Source organism: Bryobacter aggregatus MPL3 (assembly GCF_000702445.1).
Classification (GTDB): domain Bacteria; phylum Acidobacteriota; class Terriglobia; order Bryobacterales; family Bryobacteraceae; genus Bryobacter; species Bryobacter aggregatus.
Genome location: NZ_JNIF01000004.1, coordinates 938,610 through 959,003 on the forward strand (window position 1 = coordinate 938,610; position 20,394 = coordinate 959,003).

General features: G+C 58.0%; 21 protein-coding genes and 1 tRNA gene. 11 read left to right on the forward strand and 11 right to left on the reverse strand.

Translation table 11 applies throughout. The features are described from left to right. Together M017_RS0123745 and M017_RS0123750 are read left to right on the forward strand one after the other, a co-directional pair. A complete protein-coding gene (locus tag M017_RS0123745) occupies positions 1 to 1,806 on the forward strand; it encodes a CocE/NonD family hydrolase (protein WP_202901717.1) in 1,806 nt (601 codons plus the stop codon). An 18-nt stretch (positions 1,807 to 1,824) separates the two neighbouring features. Next, entirely contained in the window at positions 1,825 to 3,015 is a 1,191-nt protein-coding gene (locus M017_RS0123750) for an aminotransferase class V-fold PLP-dependent enzyme (RefSeq protein ID WP_031500722.1), read from the forward strand. On the opposite strand, the gene M017_RS0123755 is transcribed toward M017_RS0123750, so the two are convergent. Continuing rightward, a complete protein-coding gene (locus tag M017_RS0123755) occupies positions 3,012 to 3,464 on the reverse strand; it encodes a RidA family protein (protein WP_031500724.1) in 453 nt (150 codons plus the stop codon). The genes M017_RS0123750 and M017_RS0123755 overlap by 4 nt on opposite strands. A gap of 128 nt (positions 3,465 to 3,592) precedes the next feature. Here M017_RS0123755 and M017_RS30005 point away from each other — a divergent pair, with 128 nt between their 5' ends. Then, entirely contained in the window at positions 3,593 to 4,228 is a 636-nt protein-coding gene (locus M017_RS30005; RefSeq protein ID WP_051670800.1) for a hypothetical protein, read from the forward strand. An 86-nt stretch (positions 4,229 to 4,314) separates the two neighbouring features. Here M017_RS30005 and M017_RS0123765 read toward each other — a convergent pair whose 3' ends face one another. Continuing rightward, on the reverse strand, positions 4,315 to 4,533 hold the full coding sequence (locus tag M017_RS0123765; protein WP_031500727.1) for a hypothetical protein: 219 nt from the start codon (positions 4,531 to 4,533) through the stop codon (positions 4,315 to 4,317). A 26-nt stretch (positions 4,534 to 4,559) separates the two neighbouring features. Here M017_RS0123765 and M017_RS0123770 point away from each other — a divergent pair, with 26 nt between their 5' ends. Continuing rightward, positions 4,560 to 5,408, forward strand: coding sequence for a HipA family kinase (locus M017_RS0123770; RefSeq protein WP_031500728.1), 849 nt, complete (start codon positions 4,560 to 4,562; stop codon positions 5,406 to 5,408). Here M017_RS0123770 and M017_RS0123775 read toward each other — a convergent pair. Beyond that, positions 5,387 to 6,208, reverse strand: a complete 822-nt coding sequence (locus M017_RS0123775; RefSeq protein ID WP_031500729.1) for an NAD(P)/FAD-dependent oxidoreductase — start codon at positions 6,206 to 6,208, stop codon at positions 5,387 to 5,389. The two genes, M017_RS0123770 and M017_RS0123775, sit on opposite strands and share 22 nt — an antisense overlap. 22 nt (positions 6,209 to 6,230) lie before the next feature. Between M017_RS0123775 and M017_RS0123780 the strand changes: the two genes are divergently transcribed. Beyond that, entirely contained in the window at positions 6,231 to 7,088 is an 858-nt protein-coding gene (locus M017_RS0123780) for an aminotransferase class IV (protein WP_031500730.1), read from the forward strand. Here the strand turns inward: M017_RS0123780 and M017_RS27090 are convergent. Next, positions 7,061 to 7,594: an NUDIX hydrolase gene (locus tag M017_RS27090; RefSeq protein WP_051670801.1), complete on the reverse strand. Its 534-nt coding sequence runs from the start codon at positions 7,592 to 7,594 to the stop codon at positions 7,061 to 7,063. The genes M017_RS0123780 and M017_RS27090 overlap by 28 nt on opposite strands. Before the next feature lie 192 nt (positions 7,595 to 7,786). Between M017_RS27090 and M017_RS0123790 the strand changes: the two genes are divergently transcribed. After that, positions 7,787 to 8,758 carry a hypothetical protein gene (locus tag M017_RS0123790; protein WP_031500732.1) on the forward strand — a complete coding sequence of 324 codons (972 nt, stop codon included), beginning with the start codon at positions 7,787 to 7,789 and terminating at the stop codon, positions 8,756 to 8,758. On the opposite strand, the gene M017_RS28950 is transcribed toward M017_RS0123790, so the two are convergent. Beyond that, positions 8,697 to 9,119, reverse strand: coding sequence for a thiol-disulfide oxidoreductase DCC family protein (locus M017_RS28950; RefSeq protein ID WP_080508131.1), 423 nt, complete (start codon positions 9,117 to 9,119; stop codon positions 8,697 to 8,699). The genes M017_RS0123790 and M017_RS28950 overlap by 62 nt on opposite strands. A 21-nt stretch (positions 9,120 to 9,140) precedes the next feature. On the opposite strand from M017_RS28950, the gene M017_RS0123800 reads away from it, so the two are divergent. From M017_RS0123800 to M017_RS0123815, 3 genes are all read left to right on the forward strand, one after another. Next, positions 9,141 to 9,225: transfer RNA gene (locus M017_RS0123800), tRNA-Leu, on the forward strand. 128 nt (positions 9,226 to 9,353) lie between these two features. After that, positions 9,354 to 10,586 (forward strand): M24 family metallopeptidase, encoded by a 1,233-nt coding sequence (locus M017_RS28955; protein ID WP_031500735.1) that lies wholly within the window; start codon positions 9,354 to 9,356, stop codon positions 10,584 to 10,586. A 63-nt stretch (positions 10,587 to 10,649) separates the two neighbouring features. Then, complete coding sequence (locus tag M017_RS0123815) at positions 10,650 to 12,233, forward strand: M20/M25/M40 family metallo-hydrolase (RefSeq protein ID WP_238326028.1); 1,584 nt, start codon at positions 10,650 to 10,652, stop codon at positions 12,231 to 12,233. Here M017_RS0123815 and M017_RS28270 read toward each other — a convergent pair. From M017_RS28270 to M017_RS0123840, 5 genes are all read right to left on the reverse strand, one after another. Next, positions 12,230 to 13,858 carry a serine/threonine-protein kinase gene (locus tag M017_RS28270; RefSeq protein ID WP_051670802.1) on the reverse strand — a complete coding sequence of 543 codons (1,629 nt, stop codon included), beginning with the start codon at positions 13,856 to 13,858 and terminating at the stop codon, positions 12,230 to 12,232. The genes M017_RS0123815 and M017_RS28270 overlap by 4 nt on opposite strands. A 98-nt stretch (positions 13,859 to 13,956) precedes the next feature. Next, positions 13,957 to 14,343 carry a type II toxin-antitoxin system VapC family toxin gene (locus tag M017_RS0123825; RefSeq protein ID WP_031500738.1) on the reverse strand — a complete coding sequence of 129 codons (387 nt, stop codon included), beginning with the start codon at positions 14,341 to 14,343 and terminating at the stop codon, positions 13,957 to 13,959. Beyond that, complete coding sequence (locus M017_RS0123830; RefSeq protein ID WP_051670803.1) at positions 14,340 to 14,621, reverse strand: type II toxin-antitoxin system Phd/YefM family antitoxin; 282 nt, start codon at positions 14,619 to 14,621, stop codon at positions 14,340 to 14,342. The genes M017_RS0123825 and M017_RS0123830 overlap by 4 nt, the downstream gene beginning before the upstream one ends. A gap of 44 nt (positions 14,622 to 14,665) precedes the next feature. After that, a complete protein-coding gene (locus M017_RS0123835) occupies positions 14,666 to 16,321 on the reverse strand; it encodes an FAD-dependent oxidoreductase (protein ID WP_031500740.1) in 1,656 nt (551 codons plus the stop codon). Continuing rightward, positions 16,311 to 16,823: a gluconate 2-dehydrogenase subunit 3 family protein gene (locus M017_RS0123840; RefSeq protein WP_031500741.1), complete on the reverse strand. Its 513-nt coding sequence runs from the start codon at positions 16,821 to 16,823 to the stop codon at positions 16,311 to 16,313. Before M017_RS0123840 ends, M017_RS0123835 begins: the two co-directional genes overlap by 11 nt. A 41-nt stretch (positions 16,824 to 16,864) precedes the next feature. Here M017_RS0123840 and M017_RS0123845 point away from each other — a divergent pair, with 41 nt between their 5' ends. Next, a complete protein-coding gene (locus M017_RS0123845) occupies positions 16,865 to 17,782 on the forward strand; it encodes a pentapeptide repeat-containing protein (protein ID WP_031500742.1) in 918 nt (305 codons plus the stop codon). A gap of 41 nt (positions 17,783 to 17,823) precedes the next feature. Further along, on the forward strand, positions 17,824 to 19,308 hold the full coding sequence (locus tag M017_RS27100; RefSeq protein WP_051670804.1) for a serine hydrolase: 1,485 nt from the start codon (positions 17,824 to 17,826) through the stop codon (positions 19,306 to 19,308). On the opposite strand, the gene M017_RS0123855 is transcribed toward M017_RS27100, so the two are convergent. Beyond that, positions 19,305 to 20,393, reverse strand: a complete 1,089-nt coding sequence (locus M017_RS0123855; RefSeq protein ID WP_031500744.1) for a heparan-alpha-glucosaminide N-acetyltransferase domain-containing protein — start codon at positions 20,391 to 20,393, stop codon at positions 19,305 to 19,307. The genes M017_RS27100 and M017_RS0123855 overlap by 4 nt on opposite strands. Between the last annotated feature and the right edge of the window lies 1 nt (position 20,394).

Here is a 20,394-nt window from a genome sequence, read left to right on the forward strand (position 1 = left end):
ATGTCGATTCTATTAGAATCGAACGAAGCCGCGATGCAAGCCCTCTATCTTTTCCTTCTCTTCCTTCCGTTGGCAGGATTTGCCGCGGAACCTGGTGGTAAACCTTACATGTACGAAATCCGGATCGAACGGCATAAAGCCGTACCGATGCGTGACTCAGTCACGCTCTATGCCGATGTCTATCGGCCCTCGTCCGAAGGACGGTATCCCACTCTCCTCGTGCGCACGCCCTACGGACTCCAGCGCGATGGCGTGCACGAAACGATGATCAAGTTTGCCCAGCGCGGCTATTCCGTCGTCGTAGTGGACAACCGGGGCCGTTACGAGAGTGGCGGCAATTGGGACCCCTTCCGCAGCGAAGCGCAAGATGGCTACGACGCCATCGAGTGGGCCGCGAAACAAAACTTCTCAAACGGAAAAGTAGCCACGCAGGGAGGCTCTTATCTGGGACATGTCCAATGGGCCGCGGCAAGCCAGCAGCCGCCAAGCTTGGTGGCGATGTTCCCTGCCCTGGCTTCGACAAACATCTATGCCAATTGGATTACGCACGGCGGTGCGTTCCGGCTGAGTTTTAACTATGGATGGGGTGTTGTTCGAATGCCAAACCGGATCATGCTGCCGCAGTATTGGCACACCGAAGCGTATACTCCTGAAGAGCTCAAATATGAGAACATCCTCTGGCATCTTCCCCTGAACACGGGCGACCTCAAGAGTGCCGGTTCCGAGGTGAAGCACTATCGCGATTGGCTCGCCCACCCAAGCTATGACTCCTACTGGAAAGCGATCAGCGATGAAGAGCGCATGAACAAGATGCAGGTTCCGGCCGAGGTCTCTGGCGGCTGGTTCGATATCTTTCTCGCCGGTACGATCAACGGCTACACGATGATGAAGCAGCAGGCCGCCACCGAACGGGCCCGTAAGAACACACGGATGATCATCGGACCTTGGGGGCACGGCCCCACGCAGAAGTACGGTGACGTCGACTTCGGTAAGGACGCGATGATCAATCAGTTTGACGAAGAGCTTGCCTTCTTCGATCACAATCTCAAAGGCCTGGACAACGGGCTTGACCGCAACCTCCCGGTCAAGATCTTCTATATGGGCGTCAATAAGTGGCGCTCGGAGAAGGATTGGCCCATTCCGGACACCAACTACCGCGAGCTCTATCTCGGCGGCGCTGGCGCTGCGAATTCTGTCCGTGGTGGGGGTACACTCAGCTTCGACAAGCCCGCGGCAACGCAGATCCACCAGTACAACTACAACCCTGAGGAACCTGTGCTCACCATGGGTGGCAACAATTGCTGCGGCACTCCCACGCCCGCTGGCCCCAAGGACCAGCGCCACATCGAAGGCCGGAATGATGTTCTGGTCTATACGAGTGAGTTCCTCAAGACGCCCATCTCGATTGCCGGTCCAGTGAAGATGAAGCTGACCGCGGCCACCGACGGGCCGGATACGGATTGGATGGTCAAGCTGGTCGATGTCTATCCAAACGGTTTTGCCATGCCCGTTGCCGAAGGCATCCTCCGGGCCCGTTTCCGCAACGGCCTCGACAAGCCGGAACTCCTCACTCCGAATACGGTTTACGATTTCACTGTCGACCTGGTGGGCACCGCGAATGTCTTCCAGCCCGGCCACCGCATCCGTGTCGACATCACTTCCAGCAACTTTCCGCAGTTTGATCGCAACCCGAATACAGGCGAAGCGCTCGGTGCCGGCACTCGAACTCGAGTCGCCCGGCAAAGTGTCCACACCGGTGGACCACGTCCCAGCCACATCGTCCTGCCCGTAGTCACCCAGCCTTGATTCAGGAGACAATGCAACATGTCCTCACGCCGTACCTTTTTTGAAGCCCTCGCGAGTCTGCCGTTCTTTTCTACAAAAGCCACGGCGGCGAAGCTGAAAACACCGGACTACTTTAAGGATCTTGGCATCCGTCCCTTCATCAACGCTGCTGGCACCTACACGACGTTGACGGCCTCCCTGATGCCACAGGAAGTCATGGACGCGATGGAGTACGCCTCTAAGCATTTTGTCCACCTCACCAAGGTGCAGGACGCTGTCGGCGCGCGCATTGCGACGCTACTCCAGGCAGAATCGGCGATGGTCACCAGCGGCGCCTCGGGCGCGCTCACGGTCGGCACCGCGGGTTGCATCACGGGCACGGACAATAAGAAGATCCTCCAGATTCCCGATCTCACCGGCCTCAAGGACGAGGTGCTGGTGCAGAAGGCGCATCGCTACGGCTACGACCATGCGGTGCGGGCCTGTGGCGTCAAGATGATTGAGATCGAGACGGAAGAGGAGTTCCACCGTAAGGCTAGTCCGCGGACGGCGATGGCGCTCTTCTTTAACGACGCGGAGAAGCGCGGCAGAATCGATGGCAAAGGCTGGGTGCAGCTTGGCAAGCAGCACGGAATTCCGACCTTCATCGATGCCTCTGCCGATTCGCTTCCTGTCGAACGTCTCTCTCTCTACAACAAGATGGGCTTCGATCTGGTGACGTTCTCCGGTGGCAAGGGCATCTGTGCGCCGCAATCGACGGGCATTCTGATGGGACGGAAGAATCTGATCGAGGCTGCACGCCTCAATACCAGCCCGTATTCAGATTCGATTGCCCGTGGGATGAAGGTGAATAAGGAAGAGATGATCGGTTTGTTGGTTGCCCTCGAGATGTTTCTCAAGCGCGATCACAACGCCGAGTGGAAGGAGTGGGAGCGCCGTGTGGACACCATCCGGAAGTCCGCGGAAAAGCTTCCCACGGTCACCTCATCCGTCGAGGTTCCTGAAATTGCCAACCACACACCGCATCTCAAGATGACCTGGGACCAATCGAAGATCAAGATCAGTCCCTTGGAAGTCAAAAAGAAGCTCTTCGACACGGAGCCCTGCATCGAGGTCACGCCGTCGACAGACCAGACGAATCTCGTCGTCACCGTGTGGATGCTAAAGCCCGGCGAAGCGGAGATCGTCGCCAAGCGGATTCAGGATGTTCTGAAATCGGCAGTGGCCTAAATGTAGGCGATCACGTCGATCTCAACCAGACTGTCACCAGGAATGCCGCCGGCTGCAGCAATGGTGGTTCGCACCGGCGGTTCCGTGCCAAAACGGCCGAGGAACACTTCGTTCATCCCTTTGTAGTCGTCGAGCGTGTTCAAGTACACGTTGCACTTCAACACCTTGTTCATGGAGGAGCCGGCATTCGTCAGCTCTGTCTCAATTTCTTTCAGGACGTGATCTGTGTGCGCCTTGATGTCTCCCTGAAAGTGAGCTCCTTTGCCTGCGATAAAAAGCAGGTTTCCGTAACTGACCGCGCCATTGAATAAGGGAGTCTTGGCAGGCTTCGGACCTTTGCGATGCACCTTCTTTTCAAGAGACCCGCTCTGCGCCACCGCGCTTGATGCCGTCGCGAGCCATCCAGCTACCATGGTTGCCGCCGCTTGATAAAATCGTGTTCTCGTCATGAGTTGACTATAACTCGCCTGATCGCGAAGCCCTAGCCCAGGGACCTGCCCGCGGATTTGAAGTTTCACCATCTCCCCTCTTGCAGATTTGCTACAACACGATATGCTATTCCCACGGACCTATCGCCATGCTTGATCGCTATCACTACGTATCGCCCAATGAAGAAGTGGATGATCTGATGGAGGAAAATGTGACTTTCGGTAACGAGTTGTCTGAGTACAACTACGACGATGAGGATGAAGATGATGCCGAACCGGTCGCCGAGCTGAAACCTGCGATCATGCCCGCGGCGCCCCCTCCTCCTCCGCCTGCTCCCCCTGCGCCGGATGTACCGGTTGCTTACGACAAATCCGTAGAGGCAGAAGTAGTATCGATTGCCGCGTCCCCCCTGCACGATAAGGCGGAGGCCGTTGCCCGGAAAGCCTCTGCCACCAAAAAACCTGCGAAGAAGGCTCCCGCCAAGAAAGCCGCTCCGCCTGCCAAGAAAGCCCCGGCAAAGAAGGCTCCGCCCGTCAAGACACCCGCGAAAAAGGCTCCGGCAAAGAAAGCAGCTCCTGTGAAAGTAGCTGCAAAGAAAAGTCCTGCGAAGAAGGCGCCGGCCAAAAAAGTCACAGCGAAGAAGGTAGTGGCCAAGAAGGTTGCTGCGAAAAAAGTCGTAGCCAAGAAAATCGCCGCCAAGAAAGTAGTTGCAAAAAAGGTCTCGGCGAAAAAGGCTCCGGCCAAGAAGATCGCAGCCAAAAAGTCCGCAAAGAAGAAGCGTTAATCGAGCTGGCAGCTCAGAAAAAAGGCATTCCGGATCGAAGGATTCGGAATGCCTTTTTCATCAAAAGCGATGGTTTCGCCCGGCCGTCAGCTCTCCTTGATCGTCTTCTTGCAGCGCTGGAACAGTTCGAGCAGCGCATCCGCATACTGTTCCGGCGAAGTGGACCCCTTGGCTCCAAATCCGGTCTGCTGTCCGGTGGACTTCCCATATCCCGTTTGCACCGCAATGAACTTCATCATATCGAGCGCCGTCTCATCAACGTTACTCTTTGCGCTATCTTGTGTAGTGTTTGTCGCTTCAGCCATGACGACACCACTTTAGCGCACCTCCCATGCCTGTAACCGCGACCGCTTGGCTGCGTACCTTGCGCGGCGGCTCCCAAACCCATCTCCTCGAAGCCGGCGACAAGCAACATTACGTCGTCAAACTCACCAACAACCCGCAGGGCTTGCGCACTCTCCTCAATGAGTGGATCGCCCAGCGCATCATGCGCTATCTCCGGATCCCTTGCCCCGACATCGAAATCATCGACATCCCCCAATCGGTGATCGATGCAAGTCCGAAACTCGGCATTGAGCGCAGTAAGGTGGTGACTCCTCCGGTGGCCGGTTGGCACTTCGGGTCTCGCTATCCCCTTCATCCTTCCCTGCATGGCGTTCACGACATCCTCGGAGAAGCACAGCTCCTAAGCTGCCGGAATCTCCATCACTTTGCTGCCGCGCTCACCTTCGACAAATGGACCGCGAACGCCGATGCCCGCCAATGTATTTTCTATCGGGCACGCCTGGTGGACGTCATGGACGACGACGGTTCCGATGATTTTGCAGACTCCACCTCACGCGGTCTGGTTGCCTCAATGATTGACCAGGGCTACTGCTTCAATGGCGGCTATTGGGATTTTCCGGACGCACCTGGTTTCGGTCTCTACTACCGCGCGGACGTCTATCGCAAGATCCGAGGTTGGAAAGACTTTGAGCCCTGGCTCGAACGCATCCAATGCTTCCCCACCAGCGTTCTCGATCAAGCCTTCGGGGAATTGCCGCGTGCCTGGATGACGCCTCGGGATGAAGAGGAACTCCCTATCCTCCTTGAGCGCCTCTTCCGCCGCCGCTCGAAAGTGGCGAGCTTAATCGAGGCGACTCACGATCGCTATCCGAATCACTTCGTCAGTTGGCGCTGAACTTCATCGGCCACCCACGCTGCGGTCCAAGGGGCGAGGAGTATGCCGTTTCGATAGTGCCCATAGGCGGCCACCACCCGCGCATCGATCCGTCGAATCACGGGGCGCCCATCGGCGGTTGCGGGTCGAAAGCCAAACCACACCGCATCCGGTTCCTTGTCTGCAAGCGGAGGCCAAAGGGCACGCGCCCGCTGCAACACTGCCGCCACTTGGGCTGCGTCGATTTGCCGGTCGAAGCCCACACGTTCTTCATTCGACCCAGCGATCACGCGCCCGTGTTGGCGTTGGAAGATGTAAGTTTCCCCGTGCCGGAGAATGTCCGGCAGAGTACCGGGCGGAAAGTGATCCCATGCCAGCAGATACCCCTTCACCGGTTCGACGGCGACGGGCATCGCCAACTGCGAAGCCCAAGCGCCTGCGCAGACCACCACTTGTTCCCCATTGCATTCAGCCAGGCTTGTGACATCACGCTGCACGGTCCGCACCTGCTTGCTGAGTTCCCGCAACAGATCCCGCGGGTCCACTTGACCGTCCACTCCCTCACTGGCCGGGCGGAAGTCGATGTTGCCTCCCACCGCCGCAACGAACCCAGGATACAGACGCGCCGATTCCACTCCGATCTGCCGCCACTCTTCATCAGGAAAGGCTTCTCCATGGGGCGCGATCATGCCCGCACCGGCCCAACTCGCGCTTCCCACTCCCAACGGATCCCGTTCGTAGACGACGGCTTCGATCCCACGCCGTCCCAGTTCCCACGCACAACTCAGCCCAATCAGGCCCCCGCCAACTATTTCGATCACTAACCTCTAGAATAGAGGGTTCATGCACGACCTCATGCTTGTGAACGAGACGATTTTTCCGGCAGGTGCTCGGACCCTATCCCCGGGGCAGGTGGGAGCGGTCAATGGCTGGGGCGTCTTCTCTACCTTGCGTGTCCACCGTGGAGTCTTATTCGCTTGGGAACGTCACTATGCACGCATGTTGAAAGATGCCAGGCTCCTCCAGGTTCCCTTCCCCTCGAGCAGCGACGCCATGCTGGCGCAACTCCTCCGGCTGCTGGAAGCGAATCAGGCGCAAGAGGCCACGCTCCGGGTGATCGTTCTCCGCAATCGCGGTGGACTTTGGGAAGGACCAGGCAATGATCGTCCCTTCGACCTCATTGCGTTTAGCACCAGCCTGAAGCATTGGGGGGCCAGCGTTCGCCTCGGTCTTGTGCCCCAGGCGCGGCACGCTGCCAACCAGTTCGCCGGAACCAAGATGCTCAGTTGGAGCTTCAATCTTTGCCTCTACGATCAAGCCCAAGCCGATGGCTTCGATGAAGTTCTGCTCCTCAATGAACGGGGCGAGGTCTCGGAGCTGACCTCTGCCAATATCTTTGCGGTCTATGGCAACGAGGTGGTGACACCGCCGCTGTCTTCTGGTTGTCTTCCCGGTGTCACGCGAGCGCTGCTCTTGGAGGAGGTCCAGATTCCCGGATTGATCATCCGGGAGGCCGTACTCACTCCCGCCGACCTGGAAAGAGCAGATGAAATTTTTATCACTTCCTCCACCCGCGATCTCCTCGCGGTGCGTGAAATCCAGAATCTGAATATCCGGCAAGGCGGACAGATGCGTGCGGTTTTGAGTGCGGCCTTCCAGTCGCTGATCGAAAACTATTGTGCGGCCAGAACCCGCGCATAACCCCGGCGGACATTGAGGGGTACACCAAGCAGATCGAAATCGACCGGCGCCACCCAGCGCACTGCAAAGCTCTCTTCGCTCACCACCAGTGTTGTTGCGGCGGCCCGGAAGCTAACCAGTACGTCATGGTGAAGATGGTAGGGTTCGATTTCGACGCCTTCTTTCCATTTGGCCGGAATACCATGGACATCTCCCCCAATGATCCTTCCCGGATCCACCACCTGAAGCCCGGTTTCCTCCAGAACTTCCCGTGCTGCAGCGGCTTCCACACTCTCATCAGAAGCTTCCACGTGCCCCCCGGGCAACAGCCAGCGATCGAGACGGGCATGGTGTACCATCGCGATCGATTTGCCGTCCGGATGCAACACCAGACCGGTTGCTGTCAGATGACCAGGGCAGTATTGGGCGCGATCGAAGGGTCTCGCGCTATGAGTGAGCAGCATTGCAATGAGCTCAAGACTCTTCTCGTCGCCACTGGCATTGATTTTTAGATCAGGAATCCTCATAGAAGCAATCCCTAATGCTAGTACGGTCAACTGCCGATAAAGCTTGTGCAGACGAAAATTGAGACTCCAGCTTTGAAAAGGAGCCCTAGGTGGAAACCGGGTGGCACCTGATTTCAGGAGGATTCGCCACCTATGTGCTAGAAGCTGATTCTAGTCCTGGTTATTCTGTTCCTGGGCGATTCGTACTCTCTCATGCGGTGTAGTTACTGTAAAGGCAAAATCGGCTTCTGGCGCGGTCTCTCGGATCGAGAGTATTGCAATGAGGAGCATCGCCGTCGTGGCCGGAATGTCACCGCCAGGCAAGCTCGCGAGAGCCTCATCTATGGCGACGAAGAGCTCTATGAGGTTGGCAATGAGGAGCGCAAGCAAAAACAGAAGCACTCCAAGCTGCAGGCGCAGATCATTGTTGTCTTGTCTACTGTCATGATTGGCGTCCTTGCGTTTTCTGCCGCCACAGGAAGCAGCGGCGGCACGCTCCACCAGCGGACCGTCTCCCTGACCGGAGAGCTTTCGCGCAGCAGTCCGCTCCTCTCGCAGGCGACCAATTACATCAAATCGATGTTGCCCAGCTCTCCGCCTGTCCGCATTCATGACGACTTTACTGCCGGAATTGTCAGTTGGATGGGGGCCCGGACTTCCGATTGGTCCGTCGCTGGGGGCACTCTGCGTCCTGCCGGTCTACGGGTCTGGAAGCCATCGGTGCAATTGTCGGATTACCGGCTTGAATTTGAAGGCCAGATCGACCGGAACGCCATGAGCTGGGCTTTCCGTGCTCCCGATCTGCGGAATTACTATGCCACCAAGATTGTTCTGAAAAAAACTAGTGGTGCAACCGTTGCAGATCTGGTTCGCTACACGGTCTTGAACGGTGCGGAACGCGACCGGTTGCGCCTGCCACTTCCCATCGCCATCCAGCCCGATACGCTTTATCACGTGCAAATGAGCGTCCGGGGAGATCAGTTCATTACGAAGGTCAACGGACAGGTCGTCGATTCCTGGAAAGACAATCGTCTGAAGCGGGGCGGAATCGGCTTCTTCTCCGATAAGGGCGAGACGGCGTCGATCCATTGGGTGGATGTTCGCGAAGAACGGGATGGCATCTTCAATCGTCTTTTTTCACTTGGATTCTTCGTGCTGCCTGTTGCATTCGAGACCTTGGACTGAGCTCGCAGAACTCCTTCTTGCCAAAGACCCGGTAGCGCGACTTGGCAATCGCCGTATATACGCTGTCCCGCAACGCCAAGGGAAACAAACGAAGCCAACTGAGCGATCTCCACGGCCAGCCCAGATGCCAGAAGATGCGGAGCGCCGCGTCGCTTTTGCGCAGCCCGATGCCGTTCTCGATCAGCACCACGGAGTCCACCGATTGCGGCGCAAAACCCGCTTCGGACAACAGTCGCAGGCCCTCTTCACTCTGCAAGGGGACAAACTCGAATCTCTTCCGCCGATCCTGGCGCATCACAAAGGAAACGAAGCTGTCGCAAAGGTTACAGTAGCCGTCAAAGAGTACAAATAAACGGCTCATTGAGGGTTATCATAGAGTAACGCGGTCGTGGCGAAATTGGCAGACGCACTAGACTTAGGATCTAGCGGGGCAACCCATCCGAGTTCAAGTCTCGGCGACCGCACCAGGCTCATCGAGCTGGATTGGCCGGGCTTTGACAACACGCTCGACGCCCTTTTCCCTCCCCCCACTCTCCATGCCAGTCGCCTTGAGGCTTTTGCACAGACGCTCGAACGGCGTGGCTTTACGCATGCCGTGGTCTACGGTGATCGGGAACACTTTGCAAATCTCCATTTTCTGACCGGCTTCGATCCGCGTTTTGAAGAGGCCTTGCTTCTGGTCCGGCCGCAAGGGAAACCGCTGCTTCTGGTCGGCAATGAATGTGTCGCCTATCTTCCGATCAGTCCACCCTGGAAGCTCGGTCAGCTGCGGCACGAACGCTACCAGCCCTTCTCACTCGAAGACCAGCCCCGCAATCAGTCCAGAACAATCGAGGCGATCTTCCGGGAGGAAGGCATCAGCGCTGGTTCCCGGATTGCCGCCATCGGATGGAAGACCTATTCCAACCCGCTCGCGAGCGACCTGCCCTCCTATCTGGTCGATACACTGCGCAGCTTGGCCGGGCCCGATTCCGTCCGCAACGCAACTGGCTGGCTGATTCATAATTTGAGAGTTCACGCCTCGCCTTTCGATCTTGCGAGCTTCGAGGCGAATAACGTCAAGGCCTCAGAGGCGATGCGCCGCATCCAGTTCGCCCTGCGTCCCGGTTTGAGTGATCAGGAATTACTCGCAGAAGCGAGCCGCTACGATGGCACGCCGCTGTCCTGCCATATGGGATGCAAGACGGGACCCAAACGAGTCAGCCTGGCCAGCCCCTCCGGCAATCGCATCGAGAGCGGCAATACCTGGTCCGCGAACATTGCCTACTGGGGGGCGAATATCTGCCGCTCCAACTGGGTGGCTCATGACGAGAGGGATCTCCCTGCCCCGGCTCGCGATTATGTGGCTGCCTTTGCCGCGCCTTATTTCACGGCCTTCGCCAACTGGCTGGAGAACCTCGAAGAAGGCGCAGCTTGCTCGGCTCTCTTTGACCAGATCCATCGCGAACTGCCGCAGGAGCTGTTCCATATCGAGCTGAATCCGGGACATCTCATTTCCTATGAGGAGTGGCCCAGTTCTCCGTTCTATGCCGATTCCCAAGTCACACTGAGCTCAGGTATGGTGATCCAGTCTGATATCATTCCGAGCCATCCGGTCTACGCTTCGACACGTGCCGAGGACGGCTATGCCATTGCCAGCCGCGAACTCCAGCGCACCCTCCAACAGGACTATCCGCATGCATGGAAGCGCATCAGCCAACGCCGCGATTTCCTCCACAATGTGCTGGGCATCGAGATTCCCGACAGCCTGCTGCCCTTGTCCAACACGGCGGGCATCGTTGCTCCCTACGCTTTGGCGCCTCGCCGCATCTTTGCACGCGCCTGTTAAACTGCAAACAGTTCCGAGCGGCCCCTGTTGCCTCCGCACCATTTTTTCTCTGAGGCCATTTGCTTGAATCGCACACTCTCCTCCTTCCTCGCTCTCACTTTAGCCGGCACCCTGATGGCCGAAGAGACGATCAATTTGTCCATTGCCAACCGGATCAAAACTGAGGCATTTTACAACTCGCAGATCATGGACCATCTCTTTTACCTGGCCGATGTCTATGGACCGAGATTGAATAATTCACCCGGGCACAAAGCCGCCGCGAGTTGGGCAATCGAACGGCTGAAGGGCTACGGTTTGACCAATGCGAAGCTCGAGGGCTGGGGACCTTTTGGCCAGAGCTGGCAATTGAAGCACTTCTCAGCGCACATGATCATGCCGCAGTATGCGCCGCTCATTGGCTTTCCGTTAGCCTGGACCGGTCCGACGGCGGGTCCTGTCCAGGCCGATGTCACCTTCCAGCTTCTGCGCAACGAGGCGGACCTGGAGAAGGCCAAAGGCAAGATCCGCGGCAAGATCGTCCTCGCGGTGGACAAGAAAGTGATCAACCCGAGCTTTGAGCCGCTGGCCCGCCGTCTCAGCGATGCCGATCTTCTCGCCCGTACCAACACTCTCGACCCTTCCCGTTCCAGCTTCGGCCCGGCCACTCCACCTGTCGATCGGGAGGCGCTGCGCCGCTTTCGGGCTCGCGTCAATCAGTTTCTGATCGATGAGGGCGCGGTCGCGATGATCACCTATGGCACCAACGGCGATGGTGGAACGGTCTTCGGCACCGATGGCGGCTCGCGCGATCCCAAAGACCCCGTTCCACCACCCACCATCGTCCTCACCCCCGAACACTACAACCGCATGGCCCGTCTGATCGAACACCAGATTCCTGTTCGCATGGAACTCGATGTGCAAGTCGCCTTCCTCAAGGACAATCTGAATTCCTTCAATGTCATTGCCGAGATTCCGGGCACTGACAAGAAGGAGGAAGTGGTGATGCTCGGTGGGCATCTTGATTCCTGGCACGCCTCGACCGGTGCGACCGACAATGCCACGGGTGTCTCGGTTGCGATCGAAGCGGTGCGGATTCTGAAGAGTCTGCAGGTGCCGCTGCGCCGTACGGTGCGCATTGCGCTGTGGGGTGGTGAGGAACAGGGTTTGCTTGGCTCGATGGCTTATGTCCAGGAACACTTTGCCAACCGCCAGACGATGCAGCCTACGACGGAGTATTCAAAGTTGTCGGCCTACTACAACGATGACACCGGCACAGGCCGCTTCCGTGGTATCAGCATCGGTGGCAACGATATGGTCAAGCCTATTTTTGAGAAGTGGCTGGAGCCCTTTCACGATCTGGGTGCAAAGACCATCGCCGGTACAGTGGCGCCTCCCACGCGCCAACCAGGTGGCACCGATCACACCAGCTTCACCTGGATCGGATTGCCTGGCTTCGGCTTTCTCCAGGATCCGATGGAGTACGCGACGCGTACGCACCATTCGAACATGGACAACTACGATCGCGTCGTTCCTGGCGATGTGATGCAAGCTGCCGCCATCATGGCGTGGTTTGTCTATAACACTGCGAATCGCGAGGAGATGATGCCGCGCGTGCCGATGCCGAAGCCTCTGACAAGTTCGACGACGAATTCGACGTCGAGCCGCTAGCCGCGCGCCGCCACCAACCCAATGCCCGCGGCGGTGGGGATCTCATCATTCTCTACCGCCGCCTTCTTGCTTTCTGCGTCAGGCAGATGGGTCTTCCACCAATCTGCAGCCGCATCTTCGCACCACTCCTTGACGTCATCGAGTGCCCGCAGGCGCCGCAACAACTCGCGGGCGCTTTGAATTCTGTTTGCGGGCTTCTTCTCCAGCAGGTCCATCACAATTTGTTCCAGCCCGGGAGAAAGCTGGGCACCCAGCCGGATGCTGGGGAGCACCGGTGTTTTCTGCACATGCGCCAACGCCATGGCTGTGGGAGTGGGTTCCGCAAAGACAAGTTGGCCGGTCAATAAATAGTAGGCGACGCAACCGAGCGAATAGAGATCGGCCCTGCCGTCGATTCCCTCTTCGCCGAGCGCGATTTCCGGGGGGAGATAGGCTGGCGTTCCAGTAGCGATTCCGTCCATCGTCAGGAGATTTGCTTCTCCATCCAGAACCCGGGTCTTCACCAAGCCAAAATCCAATACTTTGATGAAGTCGTAGTGAACGCCAATCTTTGCCATCACAAGATTCTTCGGTTTGATGTCCCGATGCACCATCCCCGCGTGATGGGCTTCCTCGAGTGAGGCGGCAACTCCTTGCAGCACTTTCACGACGCGACCGGGTGGCATGGGGCCAAAACGTTCGACGATGGTCTGGAGATCAATGCCGTCCAGCATCTCCATCACGTAATAGTACGTTTCATCCTTGGTGCGGCCGTAATCGTAGAGAGCAACGGTATGCGGACTCCGCAGGCTGGCCGTCGCCTTTGCTTCCCGCTCAAAGCGTTGCCGCATCAGGCTTCCCTGCTTGCCACTTGCCTCTGCCAGCACATCGCCACGGATCAGTTTAACGGCCGCATCGCGGGCGAGCATCGTATGCTTGGCCCGCCACACTTCTCCCATTCCTCCCTTGCCAATCAGATAGTCCAGCTTGTAGCTGCCCATCTCTTCAGCCTTGACTTGCTTCCACTGCATCGCAAAGATGCGCGCATTCAGCACATACATCCACACGGCCATCACAACAATGGGCAGGATCCAGATCAGAAGCCGGTTCCAGGGCAGCGGTGTGTAACCGTGCAGATGCAGATTGAGGACGTAAGCCGCAGGCCAGGCGAGACAACTCAGCGCGGCGGCGAGGAGGGATTTCAGCGGAGCATTCGGCAGCAGAAGGCCACACAGCGCAAGCCAGATTGCGACGCCGCTATGGCCCAGGACAGGATCGCTGGGATCCCAAGGGATGGAGGTCTCAAAGATCGAAATCGCAAAGGCGACGCCGGACTGGAACACAATCCCCAGATCGAGAAGGGCTTGCTTGCTCACCCATCCCTTGCGCTGGATGGTGAGGAAGCCCAGAGAAAGCAGGAGTACTCCGGCCATTGCCAATTGATTGGAGAGAAGACGGAAAGCGGTGGCAAACTCGGGTTGTAGCCAGCATTCGAGCCCTAGTACGACGACCGTCGCAACGGCGCACAGTGTTGAAATCCAGCACAGCCGGGCGGCTGTTTTCTCCAGTAGAGCTGGGGGGAGTTTGTAGGTTCCGGGACTCGGCGAAGCTTCGGCACCCCCACTACTCGCGCGCAAGATATCCATAAGGTCTTCTTCGGTTGGATTCCGATCCGCGAAATTGGTTGCAGGAGATGTTAGCACTCACTAATAAACGCGGCGTGAGGGCGCGAAAAGGCTCAGGTCTACCAGAGGACCCGGACTGGGTATTGCGCAAAGGCGCGATCTGACGTGACGATCACCATTCCCTGCACGAGCGCCTGGGCGATCAACATCCGGTCAAAGGGATCGCGATGGAGCATCGGGAGCTTTTCGGCAGTGAGTGCATCTTCCTCGGTGAGCGGAAGCGTCTCGATACCCGATTCGTTGCGCAGTTCTGGAATCAGGACTTCAGGCCGCTCCGGGAGTTCCAACTGGCCTTGGGCGTACTTCCTTGAGATCTCCCAAGCCGACACAGCGCTCAGATAGACCTCGTTCTGTTCGTCACAAATGGCGACCCGCACCTTCGCGGAAAGTGCGGGCGAATCGGAGACAAACCAGAGAAAGGCGCAGGTATCGAGCAGCAGCTTCACTGCCCGGCAGCCTTGGCCTGGAGCGGAAAGACGGGGGCGCCCTCAAAATCAGAAAGCTCCTGCTCGCTCATTGGAGCAAAGCAATCTTCCGTCCAGCTCATCCTGCCCTTGAGCAAGCCGGGGACTCGCTTCCGCGCCGCAGCAGGCTTGGGCGCGATGGGGCGAATCTCGGCAATGGGTTTGTTATGGCGATTGATCACAACGGTCACGCCCGCTACTACCTGGTCGAGAATCTTCGACAGATGAGTCTTTGCGTCTTGGATACTGAACTGATCCATGACCAAATCCTATCACTATTCTGGTTTAAAATATAGTCTAATTCTCAACCTCTTTTCCCGGGATGACCGGCCGCGAGGATCCGTTCGCTGGTCCGGAAAGCCAAGGCCTGAATGGTTAACGAGGGGTTGAAGCCTCCATTGGTCACATGTACACTGCCGTCGGCGATGTAGACATTGGAAGTTCCGAAGACCCGGCAATCACGATCCACCACGCCTAACTTCGCCTCAGAGGCCATGCGTGCCGTTCCTGCCTGATGCTGGCCGCCGGACAATCCCATTCCCGGGAGAGTCTCGACTACTTCAATGGCGCCGGCTGCCCGCAGCCACTCTGCTGCTCTGGCTGCCACATACTTTCCGGTCTTCAAGTCCGACGGATGCTTGCGCCCGCTGAGCCGTAGGGTGGGAATTCCCCAGGCATCCTTGGCCACCGGGTCGATCTCGACACGATTCTCCCAGCGCGGCACTTCCTGTACGGGACCCTTGACGCCCATCGATCGTTTGTACCAGCGCCGCTGCCAGTCCTTATGCGCCTGGCCCCAGCGGGGGGCTCCGGGAGGCCGCACACTGCGGGCGAACAGATAGGGCAGACGGATGAACTCGTTCGCCAGCATTCCGCCGCCGACACAGCCTTCATTCCCATGATTGTGATCGCACAGCGCGACCCTTGCCGCAGGCCCCACGCCATCCCAGGTTTCCTGCTCAAAGAGCCCGAAAGCGCCGCTGTAGGCATGTCCCTGGAGATTGCGGCCCACCCAATCATAACGATTGCCGAGTCCATTGGGGTGCATTGCATTCTTGGAGTTCAAGAGCAAGCGCGGAGTCTCGGTTGCACTTGCGGCCACCACAACCACCCGGGCGAGTTGCTCGACCAGTTCGCCGTCGGCATTGAAATAAGCGACACCGCGCGCATCGCCTTTCTTGTCCAGAAGAACTTCTTTCACCACGCATTCCGTGCGCAACTTGCAATGGCCGGTTGCGATCGCTCTCGGAATCACGGTAACGGCGGTGGAACTCTTGGCATCCACCTCGCAGCGGAAACCGACACAGTGCGGACATTGCACGCAGGCGGGCCTGCCCTGGTAGGGGATTGAATTGATCGCCATCGGAATCGGAAACGGATGCCAGCCCAGCTTTCTCGCTGCGGGAGCCAGTAAGGAAGCCTCCCGGTTGAAAGGCAAGGGTGGCATGGGATAGTCTTTGCTGCGTTTGCCCTCAAAGTGATTGGCACCCGCCTTGCCGCTGACTCCAATCTCCCACTCGGCCTTGGCATAGTAGGGCTCCAGTTCCTCATAGCGGAGGGGCCAATCCTCGAGCGTCGATCCCGCGGGGGCGCCATAGGTGCTGCGCATCTGGAAGTCTTTCGGCAGAAAGCGCCAGGCCATGGCCCCATAGCTGAGGGTGCCACCCCCGACGCAGGCAGCCACATTGTTGTAAGCGCCATCACTGGGAAGCACTTTGACCCAACGGCCATTCTCTGCCTCGCGAATCCGGAGATGCCGTGTATCATCCGGTCCGAACGCGTTGCCGAGGACGGTGGTGCGCTGGGAGTGCAACTCCGAGTGTCCGGTTTCTGCAAAGGTCTGTGCTCGGCCTCTTTCGAGGAGAACGACATTCCAACCCGCCTTGGCGAGCTCATAGGCCACCACGCCTCCGCCGCCGCCGGCTCCAACGATGACGGCGTCCACAGGATCAAGCGCCATGCCAGTGCCCTCCCCCCATGTACTTTGCGATTCCTAACATCTTCCAACTCGCTTCCTCCCGGTTGCCGCCGTGCTCCGGGCTTCCATAGAAGCCCTGCATCGTGTGGTCGACCAGCATTTCGAAAAACGGAGTTTTCTCAATCCCTTGGAGGATGGAATCCTGTTCCTCGGCAACGGCCTGAAGAAAGTTGGGGAAGGACTGCTGGAAGGCTTGTAATCCACTGCGGTAGGCCGTGGCGAAGCGTGCGAGCGGACCGTTGAGCTGCTTGTCGAGATACTGCAGGCATCCTGCTTCGCGTGCTCCCGGGGTGTCGTCAGCCGGAATGATCCGGGCCATCAGAGCGTCAATCCAACGGGCATCTCCCGTTGAAAAGAATACCGTTTCTTGCGCGGAAACCGCTGGTGCAATCGCACTCAGCGCAACAAAATCCCGCCTTCGCAGTGAATCCATGGGGGCATCATAACCCGGCAGGCTGCTGTTCTGGAAAATCAGCCTCTCCATGCTGATTTTTCAGACGATAAGGATCCTACCTAGATAAGAATATGGCAGCAAGCACCATTTCTCCGAGCGGCTTATCTCATCGACTGGAACTGCATAAGTTGTGGCTGGAAGAGAAGGTGGAGGGCGTGCGATTCCACTCAGAACGCGGTTGCTGGAACGACCTGCGCATCGAGAAGGCCGATCTTCGCGCCGCCATTCTAACCGGATCGAGTTTTCTCGAGGCGGATCTCGCCCAGTCCAGTTTGAACCTTGCCGACCTTTGTTACTGTGACTTCCGCCGTGCACTGCTGACGAGTGTCGATTTTATGGGCGCGCGCCTTGAAAATACGGTTTTCATGTCCTCGTTTTTGAACTCCGCGGTGTTTGCGGATACCACCATCTCGGCCACAGATCTTTCCTATTCGTCGATGAAGCAGGCGATGCTGCAATCGGCACGCTGGCACAAATGTCTCTTCAATAGTGTCGATCTCACCCAATCTTGCGCGCAGCAATCGCAATGGTCGGAATGCAACCTGACGAGCGCCAATCTGAGCGAGGCGAACTTTTCCCGCTCGACGCTGTCCTTCTGCCGGCTCTACTCGGTCGAGGCAGAGCATGTGAACTTCATTGGGGCGAAGCTGCAGAACTGTGATCTCTCCCGGTCCCAGCTTTCCCAGGCCAAGTTCAACTCGGCAGATCTCACCCAGTCGCAATTGAACGGAGCGCAGCTCGTTTCTGCCAACTTTCGAGAGGCCACACTGTTCGGGACGGAGTTGTACGGAGCCAATCTCGAGAATGCGCGTTTTGAAAATGCGAAACTTCGCGGGGCCGATCTGCGCGCCGCAAATCTGAAGAATGCTCGTGAGCTGACCAGCGACCAACTTGCGAGCGCACTCACCGACCAACGCACCATCCTCCCCTCTGGCATCCCAGGACCCTACGTCAAGCGTTCCGGCGCCGAGCGCCCTGCAACTCGCTAGATTGCCAGTAACGAAGAGAGCCGTTCTGCGTAGTACTCATCATGAAGTTTGCCGCCCTGATCTTTGCTTGCCTCAGTCTGCAGGCCCAGGCTCCGCGGGCGCTTGCGCCAGAAAGCGTTGTACTGCGCATCGAGACGGCAGCGGCGCCTCTCGAAGTCACCCTCCAGCAACTCATGGAGATCTTCCGCGACCCCGGCTTCAGCATGGCCGTCATCGACAACTATCAGATTGCATGGGCGAAGGGATATGGCACGACCCAGGCTGGCGGCAAAGTTCCGGTCACCACGGAGACTCTCTTTCAGGCGGCTTCGATCAGCAAACCGGTGAGCGCCGCTGGAATTCTTGCTCTCGTCCAAAGCGGAAAGCTGCAACTGGATGAGGATGTCAATGTGAAGCTCAGAAGCTGGAAGGTGCCGGAGAACCAGTTTACCACCACCGAGAAAGTCACCCTGCGTCGAATCATGAGCCACAGTGCCGGGCTCAATGTCCATGGCTTTCCTGGTTATCCGGTAGGGGCGCCGCTCCCCACTTTGGTCCAGATCCTGAACGGAGAGAAGCCAGCCAATACGGCAGCGGTGCGCGTTGAAGCGGTTCCGGGAACGGCTTCGCGCTATTCAGGCGGTGGCGTCACCATCGAGACGCTGCTGATCGAAGAAGTTACCGGCAAATCCTTCCCTGTTTTCCTGCAAGAAAGTGTCTTCAACAAGCTGGGAATGCGCAACAGTAGTTTCGTCCAAGTGCTGCCCCCTGCCCTTGCCAGCCGTGCGGCCATCGCTACGCATGCGGACGGAAAACCGGTAGACGGCAACTGGCACCTGTATCCGGAACTGGCGCCCGATGGCCTCTGGACCACTCCCTCCGACCTTGCGAAATTTGCAATCGAAATTGCACTCTCCAAGCACGGCAAAGCAAATCGTATTCTGAGCCGCGCCCTAACGCTGGAGATGTTGAAACCGCAGATAGTGGCAGACGGCGGCGCTTCCGGCCTTGGTTGGGGACTGGGCGATGGCAAGAGTCCGGAACTCCTCCAACACAATGGTGCAAATAAAGGATTTGGATCGCAACTGATGATGTTGAGTGACTCGGGACAAGGGCTCGTGGCTATGGGGAACTCCGATGCGTTTTCTCCTGTCAGCCGCTTTGTGGCCTCCCATGTCGCGAACATGTACCACTGGAAGTGGCAGCCACCAGCCGGCGGGGCTGCGGATATTCTCATCGTAATCAGTGCACTGCGCGGACTGGATGCAGCCTTGGCGCACGAGAACAAACTGACGCGCAATGCCAGCACTCTGAATGCGCTGGGTTACTATCTGCTTGGTGGGAAGCGGCACGCCGAGGCAATTCGAGTCTTCGAGCGGAACATCGCCGCATTTCCGCAGGACTGGAACGGCTATGACAGTCTGGGAGAAGCCCATGCCGCCAGTGGCAACACGGCGCGGGCGATTGCGAATTATGAGAAGTCGCTCGAACTGAATCCGGCGAATGAAAATGGCCGCAAGGCCCTCAGGAAACTGCGGCCGAACTAAGCGCCAATCGGCAAGAAGCGGGACATGCCGACGCGCAGACCCCTCCAGCCCGACTGGTCATACCAGCCCTTCATCGTTGCAAGGATAACCATCGCGATTGTCAGTACGACGGTAACGAGGAGGGTATGCGGCAAGCTCAACGATTCCTTCCACATGTTGAACCAGCGTCCATAGACAAGCTCGATATGAACCCAATAGACGGGCAAGCTATGTTGCCCCAGGGTGGCAATCCAACTCCAGCGCCCGGCTTGGTAGACCGTCCAGAGATAGCCCACTCCCGCAAGACACAGCAACACCCCCGTCTTGATCAAGACCAGTCCCGGCGAATCAATCCAGAAGTCGCTCTTCGTGTAGAGCGAATAGGGGATGCTCGAGAAGTAATTGGCGCCCATCATCAGCCCGAATCCGACGAGCATCGCCCACTGCATCATCTTGCCGTAGTCCTCGGCCGGAACCAAGCGGATGACACTCCCGGCAGAAACGCCGAAGGCAAGAAAAGCGCCCCAGGGGAAGAGCGGGAAGAAATTCGGGCCCGGCATCAGGTAATTTTTCACAAGCTCGGGGATGCCGGTCCAGTCTGCATTGGCAACCAGCGGGGAGCAGCAGGCAATCACCAGTCCGGTGACGCCGGCGTACAGCACACGTTGCCGGGTGTCGAATGCGACCAGCCAGGCAAGCGCGGCCATGGTGAAGCCCATGCAGTTCAGGACATCGACTTTGAGAAGGTCGGAGACGCCCGAGTAAGGCCAGGCGAAAAGCCAGAGCTGGATGCGGAATAGAAAGGCGACGACAAAGAGATAGCGCGCCCGCACCATTGCGGCGACAAAGCGGTCCCAGTTGCTGAGCTCCTTCTTGCCCAGGCTATCCATCAGAAAGCCGAGCGTGACTCCGGTTAAAAAGAGGAAAAGCGCGGGCGGCATCCCACCCACGAACTGCGAGAGGACATAGGCCGACCCCTCCCGAAGGTCCTTGGCCATGAAGCTGTGCACAACATGACCCTGGAGCATGATGAGCGCACCCAGCCCACGAGTCCAGTCGAGAAAGCCCAGACGACTCTGGGAAGCGTGGATACGGTCCCGCGCCATC